This is a genomic window from Pseudomonas migulae, assembly GCF_024169315.1.
Classification (GTDB): domain Bacteria; phylum Pseudomonadota; class Gammaproteobacteria; order Pseudomonadales; family Pseudomonadaceae; genus Aquipseudomonas; species Aquipseudomonas migulae_B.
In genome coordinates, this window is the sequence record NZ_JALJWR010000001.1 from 5,217,953 (window position 1) to 5,235,682 (window position 17,730).

The 17,730-nt window shown below is 59.2% G+C and carries 14 protein-coding genes; all 14 read left to right on the forward strand.

Features of this window, described 5'->3' with window-relative positions; genetic code table 11:
* The 14 genes from uppS (at window position 1) to tilS (ending at window position 17,456) form a co-directional block, all read left to right on the forward strand.
* The gene (gene uppS / locus J2Y86_RS23830) at window positions 1-756 is read left to right on the forward strand and encodes a polyprenyl diphosphate synthase (RefSeq protein ID WP_253437207.1); all 756 of its coding nucleotides are present in this window, start codon (window positions 1-3) and stop codon (window positions 754-756) included.
* A complete protein-coding gene (locus J2Y86_RS23835) occupies window positions 756-1,562 on the forward strand; it encodes a phosphatidate cytidylyltransferase (RefSeq protein WP_253437211.1) in 807 nt (268 codons plus the stop codon). Before uppS ends, J2Y86_RS23835 begins: the two co-directional genes overlap by 1 nt.
* A complete protein-coding gene (ispC, locus tag J2Y86_RS23840) occupies window positions 1,559-2,749 on the forward strand; it encodes a 1-deoxy-D-xylulose-5-phosphate reductoisomerase (RefSeq protein WP_253437214.1) in 1,191 nt (396 codons plus the stop codon). Before J2Y86_RS23835 ends, ispC begins: the two co-directional genes overlap by 4 nt.
* Window positions 2,750-2,802: 53 nt before the next feature.
* A complete protein-coding gene (gene rseP, locus J2Y86_RS23845) occupies window positions 2,803-4,155 on the forward strand; it encodes a sigma E protease regulator RseP (protein WP_253437217.1) in 1,353 nt (450 codons plus the stop codon).
* A 75-nt stretch (window positions 4,156-4,230) separates the two neighbouring features.
* Window positions 4,231-6,606, forward strand: a complete 2,376-nt coding sequence (bamA, locus tag J2Y86_RS23850; protein WP_253437220.1) for an outer membrane protein assembly factor BamA — start codon at window positions 4,231-4,233, stop codon at window positions 6,604-6,606.
* 45 nt (window positions 6,607-6,651) lie between these two features.
* On the forward strand, window positions 6,652-7,155 hold the full coding sequence (locus J2Y86_RS23855; RefSeq protein WP_008028980.1) for an OmpH family outer membrane protein: 504 nt from the start codon (window positions 6,652-6,654) through the stop codon (window positions 7,153-7,155).
* Between the two features lie 3 nt (window positions 7,156-7,158).
* Entirely contained in the window at window positions 7,159-8,214 is a 1,056-nt protein-coding gene (gene lpxD, locus J2Y86_RS23860) for a UDP-3-O-(3-hydroxymyristoyl)glucosamine N-acyltransferase (protein WP_253437224.1), read from the forward strand.
* 108 nt (window positions 8,215-8,322) lie between these two features.
* Window positions 8,323-8,763, forward strand: a complete 441-nt coding sequence (fabZ, locus tag J2Y86_RS23865; protein ID WP_008028982.1) for a 3-hydroxyacyl-ACP dehydratase FabZ — start codon at window positions 8,323-8,325, stop codon at window positions 8,761-8,763.
* A complete protein-coding gene (gene lpxA, locus J2Y86_RS23870; protein ID WP_214380969.1) occupies window positions 8,760-9,536 on the forward strand; it encodes an acyl-ACP--UDP-N-acetylglucosamine O-acyltransferase in 777 nt (258 codons plus the stop codon). Before fabZ ends, lpxA begins: the two co-directional genes overlap by 4 nt.
* A 2-nt stretch (window positions 9,537-9,538) precedes the next feature.
* Complete coding sequence (lpxB, locus tag J2Y86_RS23875; protein WP_253437226.1) at window positions 9,539-10,669, forward strand: lipid-A-disaccharide synthase; 1,131 nt, start codon at window positions 9,539-9,541, stop codon at window positions 10,667-10,669.
* Window positions 10,670-10,680: 11 nt separating this feature from the next.
* Window positions 10,681-11,307, forward strand: coding sequence for a ribonuclease HII (gene rnhB / locus J2Y86_RS23880; protein ID WP_253437229.1), 627 nt, complete (start codon window positions 10,681-10,683; stop codon window positions 11,305-11,307).
* 74 nt (window positions 11,308-11,381) lie between these two features.
* A complete protein-coding gene (dnaE, locus tag J2Y86_RS23885) occupies window positions 11,382-14,903 on the forward strand; it encodes a DNA polymerase III subunit alpha (RefSeq protein WP_253437232.1) in 3,522 nt (1,173 codons plus the stop codon).
* Between the two features lie 140 nt (window positions 14,904-15,043).
* A complete protein-coding gene (locus J2Y86_RS23890) occupies window positions 15,044-15,991 on the forward strand; it encodes an acetyl-CoA carboxylase carboxyltransferase subunit alpha (RefSeq protein WP_253437235.1) in 948 nt (315 codons plus the stop codon).
* A gap of 136 nt (window positions 15,992-16,127) precedes the next feature.
* Window positions 16,128-17,456 (forward strand): tRNA lysidine(34) synthetase TilS, encoded by a 1,329-nt coding sequence (tilS, locus tag J2Y86_RS23895; RefSeq protein ID WP_253437238.1) that lies wholly within the window; start codon window positions 16,128-16,130, stop codon window positions 17,454-17,456.
* The last annotated feature ends 274 nt before the right edge of the window (window positions 17,457-17,730 follow it).

The following is a 17,730-nucleotide window of genomic DNA, read 5'->3' on the forward strand; positions in this document are numbered from 1 at the left end:
ATGGAAAAGACCAAGCAGATTGCGCCGTCCGCGGTGCCGCGCCATGTCGCGATCATCATGGATGGCAACAATCGCTGGGCGAAAAAACGCTTTATGCCGGGTGTCGCCGGGCATAAAGCGGGTGTGGATGCGGTTCGTGCAGTGATCGAGGTGTGTGCCGAGGCCAAGGTCGAGGTACTGACCTTGTTCGCCTTCTCCAGCGAGAACTGGCAGCGCCCGGCCGATGAGGTCAGTGCCTTGATGGACCTGTTCTTCAAGGCATTGCGTCGCGAGGCCAAGCGCCTCAACGAAAACAACATCAGTCTGCGCATCATTGGCGACCGTTCGCGCTTTCATCCAGAGCTTCAGGCCGCCATGCGCGAGGCTGAAGCCATGACGGCGGGCGCCAATCGCTTCGTCCTGCAGATCGCCGCCAACTACGGCGGTCAGTGGGACATCGCGCAAGCCGCGCAGCGTCTGGCTCGGGAAGTTCAGGCCGGTCATCTGCGTCCGGAAGACATTACCCCGGAACTGTTGCAAACCTGCCTGGCCACCGGTGACCTGCCGTTGCCGGACCTGTGCATCCGCACCGGTGGCGAACACCGCATCAGTAACTTCCTGTTGTGGCAACTGGCCTACGCCGAGTTGTACTTCTCCGACCTGTTCTGGCCGGACTTCAAACACGACGCCATGCGCACTGCGCTGGCCGATTTCGCTTCTCGTCAGCGTCGCTTCGGTAAAACGAGCGAGCAGGTCGAGGCTGGAGCCCGGGTTTAATGCTTAAACAACGAATCATCACCGCGCTGATACTGCTGCCGATTGCCTTGTGCGGGTTTTTCCTGCTCGAAGGTTCCGGCTTTGCGCTGTTCATCGGGTTTGTCGTAACCCTCGGTGCCTGGGAATGGGCGCGCCTGGCGGGTTTCGCCGCTCAACCGATTCGCGTCGCCTACGCAGCGGTCGTCGCGTTGATGTTGTTTGTCATGTACATCCTGCCGGGTCTCTCGCCTTGGGTGTTAGGCGCCTCGGTGCTTTGGTGGGGCGTGGCGACGTATCTGGTTCTGACTTATCCGCGCTCCAGCGAGCTTTGGTCCAGTGCTGCTTGCAAGCTGGTGATCGGGCTGCTGATCCTGTTGCCGGCCTGGCAAGGCCTGGTGCAGATCAAGCAGGAGCCGTTGGGCAACTGGTTGATCATGGCGGTGATGGTGCTGGTCTGGGGTGCCGATATCGGCGCCTACTTTTCCGGTCGGGCTTTCGGCAAGCGCAAACTGGCGCCGCTGGTCAGTCCCGGCAAGAGCTGGGAAGGCGTGTATGGCGGCCTGGCGCTGAGCCTGGTCATCACCGTGATTGTCGGCCTGGTTCGCGACTGGACGGTTGCCCAGCTTTTCAAAGGCTTGATCGGTGCGGCAATTATCGTGTTCGTCTCGGTGGTGGGTGACCTCACCGAAAGCATGTTCAAGCGCCAGTCGGGGATCAAGGACAGCAGTAATCTGCTGCCCGGTCACGGTGGTGTGCTGGATCGCATCGACAGTCTGACGGCTGCGATCCCTGTATTCGCTGTGCTGTTGTGGATGGCGGCACCGTGAGCCGCCCACAGCAGATTACCGTTCTGGGTGCGACCGGTTCGATCGGTCTGAGCACACTCGACGTCATTGCCCGTCATCCCGAGCGTTATCAGGTTTTTGCCTTGAGCGGCTTCACGCGTCTGAGCGAGTTGCACGCGCTTTGCGTCCGGCATGTGCCACGGTTCGCCGTCGTGCCAGAGCAGAACGCCGCCCGGGTCTTGCAGGACGATTTGCGTGCAGCCGGTCTGTCGACTCGCGTGCTGGTGGGGGAGGAGGGCCTGTGTCAGGTCGCGTCCGACCCTGACGTCGATACGGTCATGGCGGCTATCGTCGGTGCGGCGGGCTTGCGTCCGACCCTGGCGGCCGTTGAAGCCGGGAAGAAAATTCTCCTGGCCAATAAAGAAGCGCTGGTGATGTCCGGCGCGCTGTTCATGCAGGCCGTACGCCAAAGCGGTTCGGTGCTGCTGCCGATCGACAGCGAGCACAACGCGATTTTCCAGTGCATGCCACAGGATTTTTCCCGTGGGCTCGGGGCGGTGGGGGTTCGTCGGATCTTGCTGACAGCCTCTGGCGGTCCGTTCCGACAGACGCCTTTGGCTGAGCTGGCCGATGTTTCGCCTGAGCAGGCCTGTGCGCACCCGACCTGGTCCATGGGGCGCAAGATTTCCGTGGATTCGGCGAGCATGATGAACAAGGGGCTCGAGCTGATCGAGGCCTGCTGGCTGTTCGACGCCAAGCCGTCCCAGGTGGAAGTGGTGATTCACCCGCAGAGTGTGATTCATTCGCTGGTCGACTACGTCGACGGGTCGGTATTGGCTCAGCTGGGCAATCCCGACATGCGCACACCGATCGCCAACGCCCTGGCCTGGCCGGAGCGTATCGATTCGGGGGTCGCCCCCCTGGATCTGTTCGCCATCGCACGCCTGGACTTCCAGGCGCCCGATGAAGAGCGTTTTCCTTGTCTGCGACTGGCGCGTCAGGCTGCCGAGGCGAGCAATAGCGCGCCCGCCATGCTCAATGCGGCGAATGAAGTGGCCGTCGCGGCCTTTCTCGACGGGCGGGTTCGCTATCTGGAAATCGCGAGTATCATCGAAGAGGTCTTGAATCTCGAGCCTGTGGTTGCGGTGAATGATCTCGAGGCGGTGTTCACGGCTGACGCGAAAGCGCGAGTCCTGGTCGAACAATGGTTGAGTCGTCACGGGCGGTAAGTGCTGCAACACGTTGGCCCATGCAGCACTGGATAGGATTGCGGAGAAAGTAGATGAGCGCGCTCTATATGATTGTCGGCACCCTGGTAGCCCTGGGCGTGCTGGTCACCTTCCACGAATTCGGCCATTTCTGGGTCGCGCGTCGCTGTGGGGTCAAAGTGCTGCGCTTCTCCGTGGGCTTCGGCATGCCATTGCTGCGCTGGCACGACAAGAAAGGCACTGAGTTCGTTGTCGCCGCGATCCCGCTGGGCGGCTACGTGAAGATGCTCGACGAGCGCGAAGGCGAAGTGCCGGCCGATCAGCTCGATCAGTCCTTCAATCGCAAATCCGTCCGTCAGCGCATCGCAATTGTGTCGGCGGGACCGATTGCCAACTTTTTATTGGCGATGATTTTCTTCTGGGTGCTCGCCATGCTCGGCAGCGAGCAGGTTCGGCCTGTCATCGGTGCCGTTGAGTCCGGCAGTATGGCCGCCAAGGCCGGTTTGAGCCCTGGTCAGGAAATTGTCGCCATCGATGGTGAGCCGACGTCGGGCTGGGGTGCAGTGAATCTGCAGCTGGTTCGTCGCCTTGGCGAGAGCGGTTCGCTTCAGGTGCAGGTCCGCGAGCAGGGTTCCACGGCGGATTCGCCTCGTGAGCTGGTCCTCGATAAATGGCTCAAGGGCGCCGACGAGCCGGATCCGATTCGTTCGCTGGGTATTCGCCCTTGGCGTCCGGCACTGCCGCCGATTCTGGCCGAGCTCGACCCGAAAGGTCCGGCGCAGGCGGCTGGCCTGAAAACCGGTGACCGGTTGCTGGCACTTGATGGCAAGGCGCTGGATGACTGGCAGCAAGTGGTCGACACCGTCCGTACGCAACCGGATACCAAAATCATGCTGCGCGTCGAGCGTGATGGTGCTCAAATCGACATCCCTGTGACGCTGGCCGCTCGTGGCGAGAAGAAGGCACCCAGCGGTTATCTGGGGGCTGGGGTGAAAGCGATCGACTGGCCACCGGAGATGATTCGCGAGGTCAGCTACGGTCCTTTGGCCGCGATTGGCGAGGGGGCTCGACGCACCTGGACCATGAGCATACTGACCCTCGATTCACTCAAGAAAATGTTGTTCGGCGAGCTCTCGGTAAAAAACTTGAGTGGACCGATAACCATTGCTAAAGTGGCGGGCGCTTCTGCCCAGTCGGGCGTCGCTGATTTCCTGAATTTCCTTGCTTATCTGAGTATTAGCCTGGGAGTTCTGAATTTGTTGCCCATTCCTGTACTGGATGGGGGGCATTTGTTGTTTTATCTGATCGAGTGGGCGCGTGGTCGTCCCTTGTCGGATCGGGTGCAGGGTTGGGGGATACAGATCGGCATCAGTTTGGTGGTCGGGGTGATGTTGCTTGCTCTGGTCAATGATTTGGGTCGTCTGTAACACTTCGCTGATATTGCGAATCTGCCGCATTTTGCGGCAGTTTGTTTATTGCCAGTTGGAATAAGAAAGGACTTCATGAAACGTCTGCTGCTAACTGCGGTTCTCACCGTATTGATGATCGCCGAAGTTCACGCCGAGTCCTTCACTATCTCTGATATTCGCGTCAATGGCCTCCAGCGGGTCTCCGCGGGTAGCGTCTTTGGTGCCTTGCCGTTGAACGTCGGTGAACAGGCGGATGATCGTCGCCTGGTGGAATCCACTCGTGCGCTGTTCAAAACCGGGTTCTTTCAAGATATCCAGCTGGGCCGCGATGGCAACGTCCTGGTCATCACGGTAGTCGAGCGTCCGTCGGTCGCCAGTATCGAGATCGAGGGTAACAAGGCGATCTCCACTGAAGACCTGATGAAAGGCCTCAAACAATCCGGTCTGGCCGAAGGCGAGATCTTCCAGCGTGCCACCCTCGAAGGTGTGCGTAACGAACTGCAGCGCCAATACGTCGCTCAGGGTCGCTACTCCGCTACCGTCGACACCGAAGTGGTGCCGCAGCCGCGCAACCGCGTCGGCCTGAAGGTCAATATCAACGAAGGCACCGTCGCTGCTATCCAGCACATCAACGTGGTGGGTAACACGGTCTTCCCTGATGAAGACCTGATCGACCTGTTCGAACTCAAGACCACCAACTGGCTGTCGTTCTTCAAGAACGACGACAAGTACGCTCGTGAAAAACTTTCCGGTGACCTGGAGCGTCTGCGTTCCTACTACCTGGACCGTGGCTATATCAACATGGACATCGCTTCGACCCAGGTATCCATCACCCCGGACAAGAAGCACGTCTACATCACCGTCAACGTCAACGAAGGCGAGAAGTACACCGTTCGTGACGTCAAGCTGAGCGGCGACCTGAAAGTCCCTGAAGACCAGGTCAAGTCCCTGCTGCTGGTGCAGAAAGGCCAGGTGTTCTCGCGCAAGCTGATGACCACCACGTCCGAACTGATCACCCGTCGTCTGGGTAACGAGGGCTACACCTTCGCCAACGTCAACGGCGTGCCTCAGCCACACGATGAAGATCACACCGTCGATATCACGTTCGCTGTCGATCCGGGCAAGCGTGCCTACGTCAACCGCATCAACTTCCGTGGCAACACCAAGTCCGAAGACGAAGTGCTGCGCCGTGAAATGCGTCAGATGGAAGGTGGCTGGGCTTCGACCTACCTGATCGACCAGTCCAAGACCCGTCTTGAGCGTCTGGGCTTCTTTAAAGAAGTGAACGTCGAAACCCCTGCTGTACCGGGTGTCGATGACCAGGTTGACGTGAACTACAGCGTTGAAGAACAAGCTTCCGGTTCGATTACTGCCAGCGTCGGTTTCGCACAGAGCGCCGGTCTGATCCTCGGTGGTTCGATCACCCAGAACAACTTCCTGGGTACCGGTAACAAGGTCAGCGTCGGCTTGACCCGCAGTGAATACCAGAGCCGCTATAACTTCGGTTATGTCGACCCGTACTGGACTGCTGACGGTGTGAGCCTGGGCTACAACGCATTCTATCGCACCACCGACTATGACGATCTGGACGTCGACGTAGCCAGCTATGCCGTAGACAGCCTGGGTGCAGGCGTGAGCGTCGGTTACCCGATCAGTGAAACGTCGCGTCTGACCTTCGGCCTGACTGCGCAACAGGACAAGATCAAGACTGGCCTGTACACCGTTGACGAGATTTTCGACTTCGTTAACAAGGAAGGCGACAACTACCTGAACTTCAAGGCTTCGGCCGGCTGGTCCGAATCGACCCTGAACAAAGGTGTACTGGCGACCCGTGGTCACTCTCAAAGCCTTGTGCTGGAAACCACGACACCGGGCAGTGATCTGTCGTTCTTCAAACTCGACTACCGTGGCCAGTTGTTCCAGCCATTGTCTGATAACTACACCGTGCGCCTGCACACTGAACTGGGTTATGGCGACGGCTACGGTTCAACCGATGGCTTGCCGTTCTATGAAAACTACTATGCTGGTGGTTTCAACTCGGTTCGTGGCTTCAAGGACAGCACCCTGGGCCCGCGTAGTACGCCTAGCCGTGGCACGAACCCGGGGACCGCGTTCGATCCGGACCAGGATCCACTGCCGTTTGGTGGCAACGTCCTGATACAGGGTGGTGCAGAGCTTCTGTTCCCTCTGCCGTTCGTCAAGGATCAGCGCTCCCTGCGTACCTCGGTATTCTGGGATGTGGGTAACGTTTTCGACTCGCAGTGCAAGGACGCCACCAATGCAAACGGTTCGTCGTCCAATACCAAGTGCAACGACATCAGCCTGAGCAACATGGCCAGCTCTGTCGGTGTAGGTGTGACATGGGTCACCGCACTGGGTCCTCTGAGTTTCGCGTTGGCCATGCCGATCAAGAAACCGGATGAGGCTGAAACCCAAGTGTTCCAATTCTCCCTCGGCCAGACGTTCTAAGCGTCTGACCCAAGATAACGACAATGGATTTTGTAGGAGTGCATCGTGCGTAAGTTGACTCAATTGGTTCTCCTGGCGACCGTACTGGTAGCAGGTCCGGCTTTTGCCGACATGAAAATCGCCGTTCTGAACTATCAGATGGCTCTGCTGGAATCCGATGCGGCCAAGAAATACGCCGTGGATGCCGAGAAGAAGTTCGGTCCGCAACTGACCAAGCTCAAGACACTGGAAAGCAGTGCCAAGGGCATCCAGGACCGTCTGATGGCGGGCGGCGACAAGATGCAGCAAGGCGAGCGTGAGCGTCTGGAACTTGAATTCAAGCAAAAGGCCCGTGACTTCCAGTTCCAGTCAAAGGAACTGAACGAAGCCAAAGCCGTTGCTGACCGTGAAATGCTGAAGCAGCTCAAGCCGAAACTGGACAGTGCTGTGGAAGAAGTCATCAAGAAAGGTGCTTTTGACCTGGTCTTCGAGCGTGGCGCAGTGATTGATGTCAAACCTCAGTACGACATCACTCGCCAGGTTATCGAGCGCATGAATCAGCTGAAGTAATCCATGACAGCGACCATAAAACTCGGCCAGTTGGCCGAGTTCCTCGGCGCCACCCTGCGTGGCGACCCGGAGAAGGAAATTACTGGGCTAGCCACTTTGCAAGAGGCTGGCCCAGCTCAGTTGAGCTTTCTGGCAAATCCTCAATACCGTAAATACCTGGCCGACAGCCGGGCTGCAGCCTTGTTGCTGAAAGCCGCTGACGCCGAAGGTTTTGCCGGGGATGCGCTCGTCGTGCCTGACCCGTATCTGGCTTATGCACGGATTTCCCATTTGTTTGATCCCAAGCCGAAAGCGGCTGTCGGTATTCACCCGACAGCCGTTGTGGCCGAAGATGCGGTGGTTGACCCGGCTGCAAGCATTGGTGCCTTTGCGGTGATCGAAAGCGCAGCGCGCATTGCCGCAGGTGTGACTGTCGGCGCGCACTGCTTTATCGGTGCCCGCAGCGAGATTGGCGAGGGCGGTTGGCTGGCCCCGAAAGTCACGCTGTATCACGACGTGCGCATCGGCAAGCGGGTGGTGATTCAATCCGGTGCGGTACTGGGTGGCGAAGGCTTCGGCTTTGCCAACGAGAAAGGCATCTGGCAGAAAATCGCCCAGATCGGTGGTGTTCTGGTCGGTGACGATGTGGAGATCGGCGTGAATACCGCTATCGACCGCGGTGCGCTGGCCGATACTGTCATCGGTAATGGCGTCAAGCTAGACAATCAGATTCAGATCGCTCACAACGTCCAGGTCGGTGATCACACTGCCATGGCCGCGTGCGTGGGCATTTCCGGCAGCACCAAAATCGGCAAGCATTGCATGCTCGCCGGTGGCGTAGGGCTGGTGGGGCATATCGAAATTTGCGACAAGGTTTTCATTACCGGGATGACCATGGTGACCCACTCGATTACCGAGCCGGGTTCCTATTCTTCCGGTACAGCCATGCAACCGGCTGCCGAGTGGCGCAAAAGCGCGGCACGCATCCGTCAGCTCGATGACATCGCGCGACGTCTGCGACAGCTGGAAAAGCGGACAGGGGAAGTGACCCCTGACGGTAATGCTTCATCAGATGGCTGATACCATTTTCATATCAAGTGTGCACAGCCGCTAGACTGCCTCCTTGATTTGCTGGAGGGGCGCGCGTCAGTCGCGCGCTCCCAATCTTTACATAGGCTTCCCCCCGAAATGATGGACATCAACGAGATTCGCGAATACCTGCCTCACCGTTACCCGTTCCTGCTGGTGGACCGGGTTGTGGATCTGGACGTGGAAGGCAAGCGCATTCGCGCCTACAAGAATGTCAGCATCAATGAGCCGTTCTTCAACGGTCACTTCCCTGCGCATCCAATCATGCCAGGCGTATTGATCATCGAAGCGATGGCCCAGGCTGCCGGGATCCTTGGTTTCAAGATGCTTGACGTGAAACCGGCCGATGGCACCCTGTACTACTTCGTCGGCTCCGACAAGCTGCGTTTCCGTCAGCCGGTCAAGCCGGGCGACCAGTTGATCCTGGAAGCCACCTTCATCAGCTGCAAGCGCAAGATCTGGAAGTTTGAATGCCAGGCATCGGTTGATGGCAAGCCAGTCTGCTCGGCCGAGATCATCTGTGCGGAACAAAAAGTATGAGTTTGATTGACCCTCGCGCAATCATCGATCCGTCGGCCATCCTGGCCGACGGCGTCGAGGTCGGCCCATGGTCGATCGTCGGCGCAGGTGTGGAAATCGGCGAGGGGACAGTGATCGGGCCGCATGTGATTCTCAAGGGCCCGACCCGAATCGGTAAGCACAATCGCATCTACCAGTTTTCTTCGGTAGGCGAGGACACGCCCGATCTGAAATACAAAGGTGAAGAAACCCGCCTGGTCATCGGTGACCACAACGTCATCCGTGAAGGCGTGACGATTCACCGTGGCACCGTGCAGGACCGTTCGGAAACCACCCTGGGCGATCACAACCTGATCATGGCCTATGCCCACATCGGCCACGACAGCGTCATCGGCAACCACTGCATCCTGGTCAACAACACCGCGCTGGCGGGCCATGTGCACGTCGAGGACTGGGCGATCCTGTCCGGTTTCACCCTGGTTCACCAGTATTGCCATATTGGCGCCCACAGCTTTTCCGGCATGGGCACCGCCATCGGCAAGGACGTTCCGGCCTACGTCACCGTGTTCGGCAACCCGGCCGAAGCGCGCAGCATGAACTTCGAAGGCATGCGTCGCCGTGGTTTCAGCGAAGACGCGATCCACGCCTTGCGTCGTGCCTACAAGGTGGTTTACCGCCAGGGCCTGACCGTCGAGCAAGCGCTCGCCGAACTGGCCGAACCCTCGGCGCAGTTTCCGGAAGTCGCGGTGTTCCGTGATTCCATCCAGTCTTCGACCCGCGGCATCACGCGTTAATCATGGCTAATCTGCGTATTGCGCTGGTGGCGGGTGAGGCTTCCGGTGACATTCTGGGCGCCGGTCTCATGCGTGCGCTCAAGGCACAGCATCCGGCGGTCGAGTTCATCGGTGTCGGTGGTCCGCTGATGCAGGCCGAAGGCCTGACCTCGTGTTTCCCGATGGAACGTCTTTCGGTCATGGGCCTGGTGGAAGTGCTGGGTCGGCTGCGCGAGTTGCTCAAGCGCCGCAAGAAGCTGATCGCCGACCTGATCGCCGAGAAGCCGGATGTGTTCATCGGTATCGATGCGCCGGACTTCAACCTGAATATCGAACTCAAGCTGCGTCAGGCCGGGATCAAGACCGTGCATTACGTCAGCCCGTCGGTGTGGGCGTGGCGGCAAAAGCGGGTGCTGAAGATTCGCGAAGGCTGCGACCTGATGCTGACGCTGTTTCCGTTCGAAGCGAAATTCTATGAAGAGAAGGGCGTGCCGGTGCGGTTTGTCGGGCACTCCCTGGCCGATGCGATTCCGCTTGAAGCGGATCGCGCCGCTGCACGGGCCGAGCTCGGTCTGCCGGACGGACCGTTGGTCGCGCTGATGCCCGGCAGTCGCGGCGGCGAAGTGGGTCGGCTGGGGGCGTTGTTCCTCGATACCGCCCAGCGTCTGCGTGCCTTGCGTCCTGGCGTGCGGTTCGTCATGCCTTGCGCCAGTCCCCAGCGCCGCGTGCAGCTTGAAGAGTTGCTGGCGGGTCGCGATTTGCCGCTGACCCTGCTCGACGGCAAGTCCCATCTGGCGCTCGCTGCCTGCGACGCGGTGTTGATCGCCTCCGGAACGGCTACCCTTGAAGCGTTGTTGTACAAGCGGCCGATGGTCGTTGCCTATCGCCTGGCACCGCTGACGTTCTGGATTCTCAAGCGCATGGTCAAGAGCCCTTACGTCTCGTTGCCGAACCTGTTGGCCCAGCGCCTGTTGGTGCCCGAGCTGCTGCAGGACGATGCGACGGTTGAAGCGCTGGCCCAGACGCTGTCGCCCTTGATCGAAGGTGGCGAAGAGCAGACACGTGGCTTCGACGAAATTCACCGGACCTTGCGTCTGGATGCCTCCAACCAGGCTGCGGATGCAGTGCTGAAGCTGATCGGCCAAGTACAATGAGTAAAACAAGCATGCAAATGGGGCTGGATTTCACCTTGGTCGCTGAAGTCGAAGATCTGGTTGCCGGTGTTGACGAAGTCGGTCGCGGCCCGCTTTGTGGTGCCGTAGTGACGGCGGCTGTGATCCTCGATCCGAACCGTCCGATCCTCGGTCTCAATGATTCGAAGAAGCTCACCGAAGCCCGCCGCGAAAAGCTCTACGACGAAATCTGCGAGAAGGCCCTGAGCTGGTGCATCGCACGTGCGGAAGTCGAAGAAATCGACGAGCTGAACATTCTCCACGCCACCATGCTGGCCATGCAGCGTGCGATTGAAGGCCTGCACATCCAGCCGAAACTGGCGATGATCGACGGCAACCGCTGCCCGAAACTGTCCATGCGTGCCGAAGCGGTGGTGCAGGGCGACGGCAAGGTTCCGGCCATCGCGGCGGCATCGATTCTGGCCAAGGTCAGCCGCGACCGCGAAATGGCCGCTTTCGAATTGATTTATCCGGGTTACGGCATCGGCGGTCACAAAGGCTACCCGACGCCCGTTCATCTGGAAGCACTGGCCCGTCTGGGCCCGACCCCGATTCACCGTCGCTCGTTCGCCCCGGTGCGCCTCGCGTATGAAGCCCGGGAAAACCTGATCGTGAGCTAGTCGCAGCTGATGTTTTCGCCAAGGCCCGGTACAATCCGGGCCTTGTTGTTTTCATGACATAACGCAGGATCACTATGCCGGCTTCATTCGTTCATCTACGCCTGCACACTGAATATTCCCTGGTCGACGGTCTGGTGCGGATCAAGCCGCTGGTCAAGACCCTGGTCGGCATGAACATGCCTGCCGTAGCGGTTACCGACCAGAACAACATGTGTTCCCTGGTCAAATTCTATAAAGCCGCCATGGGCGCAGGTATCAAGCCGATCTGCGGCGCCGACCTGTGGCTGTCGAACAAGGATCCGGACAACGCCCTGAGCCGGATCAGCCTGCTGGCAATGAACGCGGTCGGCTATCGCAACCTGACCGAACTGATTTCCCGCGGCTTCATCGACGGTCAGCGCAATGGCTCGGTCATCATCGAGCGCGAGTGGGTAGCCGAGGCCAGCGAAGGCTTGATCATGTTGTCGGCGGCAAAAGAAGGCGAGATCGGCCTGGCCATGCTCAGCGGCAATCCGGCTGAAGCGGAAAACCTCGCGCGCGAATGGATGGCGGTGTTCCCGGATCGCTTTTACCTGGAAATCCAGCGCACCAATCGCCCCAACGATGAAGAACAACTGCACGGCGCCGTGGCCCTGGCGGAGAAAATCGGCGCGCCACTGGTCGCGACCAACGATGTGCGCTTCATCAAGCAGGAAGACTTCGCCGCTCACGAGACCCGCGTCTGCATCGGTGAGGGCCGCGCCCTCGACGATCCGCGGCGCTCGAAGAATTACAGCGATCAGCAATACCTCAAAAGCGCCGAGGAAATGGCCGAGCTGTTCAGCGACATTCCCGAAGCGCTGGAAAACACCGTCGAGATCGCCAAGCGCTGCAACATTGAAGTGAAGCTGGGCACGCACTTCCTGCCCAACTTCCCGATTCCCGATGGCATGACCATCGACGAGTATTTCCGCAAGGTGTCCTTCGATGGTCTGGAAGATCGCCTCAGCGTTCTGCTGCCCAGGGACACCACCGAAGACTACGAAGCCAAGCGTCAGGTCTACGTCGACCGGTTGAATTTCGAGCTGGATATCATCATCCAGATGGGGTTCCCGGGTTACTTCCTGATCGTTATGGACTTTATCCAGTGGGCCAAGAGCAACGGCGTGCCGGTTGGTCCGGGCCGTGGTTCGGGTGCCGGTTCGCTGGTGGCCTATGTGCAGAAGATCACCGACCTCGATCCGCTGGAATATGACCTGCTGTTCGAACGTTTCCTTAACCCGGAACGGGTATCGATGCCCGACTTCGACGTCGACTTCTGCATGGACGGTCGTGACCGGGTGATCGACTACGTGGCCGAAAAGTACGGCCGCAACGCCGTAAGCCAGATCATCACCTTCGGTTCCATGGCCGCCAAGGCTGTGGTCCGTGACGTGGCGCGGGTGCAGGGCAAGTCCTACGGTCTGGCGGATCGTCTGTCGAAGATGATTCCGTTCGAAGTCGGCATGACCCTGGAAAAAGCCTACGAGCAGGAAGAAATCCTCCGTGACTTCATCAAGGTCGATGAAGAAGCCGCGGAAATCTGGGAAATGGCGCGCAAGCTTGAAGGCGTTGTGCGTAACGTCGGCAAGCACGCCGGTGGTGTGGTGATCGCGCCGACCAAGCTGACTGACTTTTCGCCGATCTATTGCGACGAGGCCGGTGATGGCCTGGTAACCCAGTTCGACAAGGACGACGTTGAAGCCGCCGGCCTGGTGAAGTTCGACTTCCTCGGTCTGCGGACCCTGACGGTCATCGACTGGGCGTTGAAAACCATCAACCGCGATCGCGCCAAGGTCAACGAACCACCGCTGGACATCGCGTTCATTCCGCTGGACGACAAGCCGACCTACACGCTGCTGCAAAAAGCTGAAACCACGGCGGTGTTCCAGCTCGAGTCGCGCGGCATGAAAGAGCTGATCAAAAAGCTCAAGCCCGACTGCCTGGAAGACTTGATCGCACTGGTGGCCCTGTTCCGTCCGGGCCCTTTGCAATCCGGCATGGTTGACGACTTTATCAACCGTAAGCACGGTCGCGCCGAACTTGCGTACCCGCACTCGGACTACCAGTACGAAGGTCTGAAACCCGTACTGGCACCGACGTACGGCATCATCCTGTATCAGGAACAGGTGATGCAGATTGCCCAGGTCATGGCCGGTTACACCCTCGGTGGTGCGGACATGCTGCGGCGGGCCATGGGTAAGAAAAAGCCCGAGGAAATGGCCAAGCAGCGCGGCGGTTTCATTGAAGGTTGCAAGACCAACAATATTGAAGCCGACCTGGCCGGTAACATTTTCGACCTGGTGGAAAAATTCGCCGGTTATGGCTTCAACAAATCCCACTCCGCTGCCTACGGCCTGGTTTCGTACCAGACCGCGTGGCTGAAAACGCACTACCCGGCGCCGTTCATGGCGGCGGTACTGTCGGCGGATATGCACAACACCGACAAGGTCGTGACCTTGATCGAAGAAATTCGCACCATGAAGCTGCGTCTCGACGCGCCGGATGTGAATACTTCGGAGTTCAAGTTCACGGTAAACGACGAAGGCCGGATTATTTATGGCCTCGGCGCGATCAAGGGTGTGGGCGAGGGGCCGGTCGAGGCCATTACCGAGGCGCGTCAGGATGGGCCGTTCAAGGACCTGTTCGATTTCTGCGCCCGGGTCGATCTCAAGCGAATCAACAAGCGCACGCTCGACGGTTTGATCCGCAGCGGTGCACTGGATCGTCTGGGACCCTATTTCCATGACGAACCGAAGGCCTATCAAGCGAGCATCGACCAGAACCGCGCAGTCTTGCTGAATGCGATGGAAGGGGCGATCAAGGCTGCCGAGCAAACCGCGCGCACCCACGACAGTGGCCACGCCGACCTGTTTGGCGGGCTGTTCGTCGAAGCGGACGCCGATGTCTACGCCAATCACCGCAAGGCGAAAGAGCTGACCCTGAAGGAACGCCTGAAAGGTGAAAAAGACACCCTGGGCCTGTACCTGACCGGTCACCCGATTGACGAATACGAAGGCGAGATCCGCCGTTTCGCCCGTCAACGCATCATCGACTTGAAGCCGGCGCGTGATACACAGACCGTCGCGGGCATGATCATCGCCCTGCGGGTGATGAAGAACAAAAAGGGCGACAAGATGGGTTTCATCACCCTCGACGATCGTTCTGGCCGGATCGAAGCCTCGCTGTTCGCCGACGCGTTCCATTCAGCGCAGTCGCTGTTGCAGACTGACGCCATGGTGGTGGTCGAAGGCGAGGTCAGCAACGATGACTTCTCCGGTGGTTTGCGTTTGCGGGTCAAGCGGGTGATGAGCATGGAAGATGCGCGCACCAACCTGGCCGAAAGCCTGCGATTGAAGCTGCAGACCAAGGATTTGAAGGGCGATCAGCTACGCTGGCTGGGTGAGTTGTTCAAGCGTCACCGCGGTGCGTGCCCGATTACCATGGAATACACGAGTCCCGATGCGAAGGCCTTGCTGCAGTTCGGCGAGACCTGGCGAATCGACCCGGCGGATGCGTTGATTCAAGCCCTGCGTGACCAGTTCGGGCGAGACAACGTCTTCCTCCAATACCGTTGACGGTCAGGTGCCTTTCATACGCCCTGATCTCGACCTGAATTTTTAATCTCGACCTGAACGCGCCTGTCCCTTAAGGTAGGGCGCGAATAGACAACCGGCCGGCCCAAGCTCTCTTGGACGTCGACCCTAGACGGACGCCTATGAACCCGAATTTTCTAGATTTCGAACAGCCGATCGCCGACCTGCAAGCCAAGATCGAAGAGTTGCGCTTGGTCGGTAACGACAATTCGCTGAATATCGGCGATGAGATCTCCCGCCTGCAGGACAAAAGCAGCACATTGACCGAGGATATCTTCGGCAAGCTGACCAGCTGGCAGATCGCGCGTCTGGCGCGTCACCCGAAACGTCCATACACCCTGGACTACATCGAACACATCTTCACCGAGTTCGACGAACTGCACGGCGACCGTCACTTCTCCGACGACGCTGCCATCGTTGGCGGCGTCGCCCGTCTGGATGACCAGCCGGTGATGATCATCGGTCACCAGAAAGGCCGCGACGTGCGCGAGAAGGTTCGCCGCAACTTCGGCATGCCGCGTCCGGAAGGCTACCGCAAGGCCTGCCGCCTGATGGAAATGGCCGAACGGTTCAAAATGCCGATCCTGACCTTCATCGATACGCCGGGCGCCTACCCGGGCATCGACGCTGAAGAGCGCAACCAGAGCGAAGCGATTGCCTGGAACCTGCGCGTCATGTCTCGCCTGAAAACCCCAATCATCGCCACCGTGATCGGTGAAGGTGGTTCTGGCGGCGCTCTGGCCATCGGCGTGTGCGATCAGCTGAACATGCTGCAGTACTCGACCTATGCGGTGATCTCGCCGGAAGGTTGTGCTTCGATTCTGTGGAAAACCGCGGAAAAAGCACCGGATGCCGCTGAAGCCATGGGCATCACGGCCGAGCGCCTGAAAGGCCTGGGCATCGTCGACAAAGTGATCGGCGAGCCTTTGGGCGGCGCTCATCGTGATCCGGCTGCGGCCGCTGCATCGATCCGTGCCGAGCTGAGCTCGCAACTGGCGATGTTGAAGAAGTTCGATAACGAGGCGCTGCTGGCCCGTCGTTACGAGCGTCTGATGAGCTACGGTCTCTGATCTGATCTGACCTTGGCTTCAATGTGGGAGCGGGCTTGCTCGCGAAAGCGGTATAACAGTCAGCATATGTGTTGAGTGTTAGTCCGTCTTCGCGGGCAAGCCCGCTCCCACATTTGTTTTGTGCGAAGTGATCGATATGAGTCAGCCCATGATTGCTCTGTCTGCCCGGCTTTTGCTGAATCTGAAACCGTGGCGCAACGCCCCGGCCTGGCGTATCGCCTTCTCCGGCGGTCTCGACTCCACCGTCCTGCTGCACCTTCTCGCCCATCTTGCAAAAACCGAAAACCTCCCCGAGCTCAAAGCCATACACATTCATCACGGCCTTCAGGCTGTGGCTGATGCGTGGCCGGAACACTGCCAGTCTGTCTGTGATGGGCTGGGTGTGCCTTTGCAGGTGGTTCGCGTCCAGGTTCAACCCGGCGCCAGCCTTGAGCGTGCGGCCCGGGATGCGCGCTATGGCGCGTTCATCGAGGCGACTCAAACCCATGAAGTGCTGCTGACCGCGCAACACCGCGATGATCAGGCCGAAACCTTGTTGTTCCGATTGCTGCGTGGGGCAGGAGTCAGAGGCTTGTCGGGGATGCCGAGCCAGCGCCCGTTGGGTCGGGGGCATCTGCTGCGACCGCTGCTCGATGTCTCGCGCGCAGAACTTGAGGCTTACGCGACCGAGCATCAGTTGAGGTGGATCGAAGACCCTTCGAACCAGGATCATCAATTCTCGCGCAATTACCTGCGGCATCAGGTGTTTCCAGTCATGACCCGGCGCTGGCCTCAAGCCGTGGCGAACATGGCCCGCAGCGCCGCGCATCTGAGCGAGGCCCGTGGGTTGCTTGATGAACTGGCGCAAATCGATCTGGCGCATGCCCGCACCGTCGGTGAATTCGATTGGCTGGGTGTGCCTTCACTTGAGCTGTCGACGCTTGTGAAACTGTCCGATTCCCGCCAACGAAATGCACTGAGTCACTGGCTCGCCGCGCTGACGCGTCTGCCGGACAGTGACCATTGGTCGGGTTGGGAGGATTTACGGGATGCTACCGGCGATGCCCGTCCGATCTGGCGGTTGGCGGATGGCGAGCTGCATCGGGCGGGCGGACGCATCTGGTGGTTATCCAGTCATTGGCTAAGAGCTGCACCGGACGTCGGGAGATGGCCCGATCCCTCGCAAGCATTGGTTTTGCCGGACAACGGCGTCCTCACGCTCACCGGAAAAATCCCCGAAGGTCCGCTGCATATCCGCTATCGTGAGGGAGGCGAGGCCATGAACCTGCCCGCTCGCGGCCATCGGGACCTGAAGCGCTTGCTCAATGAGCGCGGGGTTCCAGGGTTCGTCCGTGGCAGATTGCCGCTGCTGTTCCAAGGCGAGCAATTGCTGGCGGTGGCCAACCTGCGGGGTCTGGATGGCAGTGTGCAGGACGGCTGGAATTTGCATTGGCAGCCACCGGACGAAGATCAAGGTTTGAGCTGAAAGGGGCTTTCCGGTAGACTACGCTCCCTTCTTGATACAACTTCTGTGGATTCGCCTGAATTGCAGGAGTTGCCGATTACCAAGCAGTCTTTGCTGGGCGATTCCAAAAAATGTGTAGCGAGCAACGTACCGGTGTTTCATCTCCCGGTCTGTCCCAACGCGGCGGTTTTTTTGAAAGGTGCACTGTGATTAATGCAGGTGATCGGGGGCTTCGGCCTTCCTTCGCTTTCCCCGGCGGCTCGGACCGCTTTAACGCAGACTTCTAGGGTTTTTC